Raw genomic sequence first — 3,435 nt, forward strand, 5'->3', positions numbered from 1 at the left:
GGGAGGATGGCGGGGGCCTGGCTTCGCGCGGCGGAGTCGATGCGGGCGGCGAGCGCCGCCACGGTGGGCGCCTCGAAGAGGGCGCGCACGGGCAGCTCCACGGCGAAGGCCTGACGCACGCGCGACACCACCTGCGTGGCGAGCAGCGAGTGGCCGCCGAGAGCGAAGAAGTCCTCCTCCACGCTCACCGCTTCCACGCGCAGCAGCCCGGCCCAGAGGGCCGCGAGGCGCTCCTCGGTGGGGGTGCGCGGAGCGACGGAAGCCGTCGCGCGGGAGGGCCCTTCCGGTGCGGGCAGGGCCTGGCGGTCCAGCTTGCCGTTGGCCGTCAGGGGGATGGCCTCCAGGGTGACGAAGGAGGAGGGCACCATGTACGCGGGCAAGCGCTCCAGCAGGAAGGCGCGCAGGGCCTCGGCGGAGACGGGCTCCGAGGAGGCGACGACATAGGCCACCAGGTGCTTGTCACCGGGCACGTCCTCGCGGGCCACCACCAGCGCCTCGCGCACGGTGGAGTGCTCGCGCAGCACGGCGGCGACTTCTCCCGGCTCCACGCGGAAGCCGCGCACCTTCACCTGGAAGTCGGCGCGGCCGAGGAATTCCACGCGTCCGTCCAGCCGCCAGCGCACCTTGTCACCGCTGCGGTACATGCGAGCGCCGGGCAGCGGCCCGTGCGGGTCCGGCAGGTAGCGCTCCGCCGTCAACTCCGGCCGGCCGAGGTAGCCGCGAGTCACCTGGGCGCCAGCGATGAAAAGCTCGCCCGGGACGCCGACGGGGACGGGTTGCAGCCGGGCGTCCAGCACGTACAGGCGCGAGTGGGCCAGGGGGCGGCCCAGGGGCACCGGAGCGCGCTCCCGGGGTGGGACGAGGCCCGCGAGTACGCCCACCGTCGTCTCGGTGGGGCCGTAGTGGTTGAAGACTTCGCAGTCGGGGGCCAGCGTGCGCACCTGCTCCAGCAGGGCGCTGGGGGTGGACTCCCCGCCCAGCACCAGCTTCTTGAGGGGCAGGACGTGACGGGGCTCTGCCGCGGACAGCAGCGCGGCGAGGTGGGAGGGGACGATTTTCATGCAGTCCACGGGGTGGCGCTGGAAGTAGGCGGCCACGTCCGAGGGGCTGCTGGCGAGGTGCTGGGGCAGTACGTGCAGCAGGCCGCCGGTGCAAAGGCAGGGGAAGAGGACGGTGTTGCCCAGGTCCGCGGCGAAGGTGGACACCAGCGCGAAGCGGGCGCACTCCTCCAGGCGCAACCGCTCGGTGGCGGCGCGCACGTAGTGGAAGAGCTGGCCGTGCTCCACGGCCACGCCCTTGGGACGGCCGGTGCTGCCCGAGGTGAAGAGGACGTAGGCGGCGTTCTCCGCGGACGCCCCGCCCAGAGGCGCCACGGTGGGGTGGCTGGCGAGTTGCCCCGCGTCCTCGTCCATGCGCACCACATGCGCTGGGGTGGAGGTGAAGGCCGCCGCGTGGCGGGCCACCGTCACCACCACGGGCGAGGCGACTTCCTCCACCAGCAACCGCAGGCGCGGGGCGGGCTGGGAAGGCTCCAGGGGGACGTAGGCGCCGCCGGCCTTCCAGACGCCCAGCAGGGCCACCACCATGTCCACGGAGCGCTCCAGGCACAGCCCGACGCGCACCTCCGGGCCCACGCCCAGCGAGCGCAGGTGCCAGGCGAGCTGGTTGGCGCGCGCGTCCAGCGCCGCGTACGTGAGCACCTGCCCCTCGCAGGCGACGGCGGGGCGCTGCGGGTGGAGCGCGGCCCGCGCCTCGACAAGCACGTGCAGGGGGCTCGGCGCGGTGAAGGACGCCGGGGACGCGTTGAAGCCCTCCAGCACCTGGTGGCGCTCGGCGGCGGAGAGCAGCGGCAGGTCGCCGACGTGGGTGTCCGGCGCGGCGAGCGCGGCCTCCAGCAGGGCGCGCAGGTGGCCGCTCATGCGGGAGATGGTGGCCGGCTCGAAGAGGTCGGTGCGGTAGAGGAGCGCGCCGGAGAGGCCCTCGGGCGTCAGGGCCAGGGAGAGATTCAAGTCGAACTTCACCGCCGGCAGCCCCGGCTCCACCGCGGAGAGTTCTAGCGGCTCGGCGCCGCCCAGCACGCGGAGGGGGGCGTCCGGGGTGTTCTGCAGGGAGAGCATCACCTGGAAGAGAGGCGAGTGGCTGAGGCTGCGCCGGGGCTGAAGCTCCTCGACGAGCTTCTCGAAGGGAACGTCCTGGTGCTCGTAGGCGGCGAGGGTGGTGGAGCGCACCTGGGCCAGCAGCTGGCGGAAGGAGGCCTCGGGACGCACCTGGGTGCGAAGCACGAGGGTATTGACGAAGAAGCCGATGAGGCCTTCGGTCTCCGAGCGGGTGCGGCCGGCGATGGGCGAGCCGACGCAGACGTCATCCTGGCCGGAGTAGCGCGCCAGCAGCAGTTGCCAGAGGGCGAGCAGCGCCATGAAGGGGGTGGTGCCCTCGCGCTGGCAGAGGGCGAGCAGCGCCTCGGTGAGCGGCGGGGGCAGGTGGAAGGGCAGCCAGTCGCCGCGGGAGGACTGGACGGCGGGACGGGGCTTGTCCGTGGGCAGCTCCAGGAGGGACGGCGCGCCGTCGAGCTGCTGACGCCAGTAATCAAGTTGTTGTTGCAACACGCCGCCGCGCAGCCAGCCGCGCTGCCAGGTGGCGAAGTCGGCGTATTGCAGGGGCAGGGCCGCGAGCGTGGATGGACGCCCCGACGCGAAGTCCGCGTAGAGCGCGGCCACCTCGCGCACGAGCACGCCCATGGACCAGCCGTCGGAGACGATGTGGTGCAGCGTCACCCCCAGCACGTGCTCCTCCGCCGACAACCGCAGCAGGGAGGCGCGCAGCAGCGGCCCGCGCAGGAGGTCGAACGGGCGCTGCGTCTCCGCTTCGATCCGCTCCCGGGCCCGGGCCTCGCGCGTTTCGTCCGGCACGGCCGACAGGTCCACCACCGGCAGCACGAAGTCCGAGGCGGGGTGGATGAGCTGCACGGGCTCGCCCTCGTGGGAGGCGAAGGTGGTGCGCAGCGACTCGTGGCGCTCGACGAGTCCACCGAAGGCCCTGCCGAGCGCCGGTACGTCCAGGCGGCCCCGGATGCGCAGCACGGTGGGGATGTTGTAGGCGGTGCCACCGGGTTCGATCTGCTCGATGAGCCACAGCCGCTGCTGCGCGAAGGACAGCGGCGGCGCGCCGGTGCGAGGCGCCGCCACCAGGGGCGGCGCCATGAAGGGGGCCCGGGGTCCCACCGCCTCCAGCCGGAGCGCGAGCGCGGAGAGGGTCGGCGCCTCGAAGACGGTCTGCAGGGGCAGCTCCACGCCGAAGGTGGCGCGGATGCGGGAGACCAACTGGGTGGCCAGCAGCGAGTGGCCGCCCTGCTCGAAGAAGTGGTCGTCCGCGCCCACCTGCTCCACCTGCAGCAGCGGGGCCCAGAGCGCGGCGAGCCGCGCCTCGGTGGGGGTG

The 3,435-nt window shown here is 73.5% G+C and carries 1 protein-coding gene; it reads right to left on the reverse strand.

Annotated elements, in window-relative coordinates; all coding sequences use genetic code 11:
* Positions 1-3,435: non-ribosomal peptide synthetase (locus D7V93_RS40495; RefSeq protein ID WP_120648352.1), on the reverse strand; the 3,435-nt coding region annotated here is incomplete at both ends.

Origin of the sequence: Corallococcus llansteffanensis, assembly GCF_003612055.1 — a bacterium.
In the GTDB taxonomy this organism is placed as follows: domain Bacteria; phylum Myxococcota; class Myxococcia; order Myxococcales; family Myxococcaceae; genus Corallococcus; species Corallococcus llansteffanensis.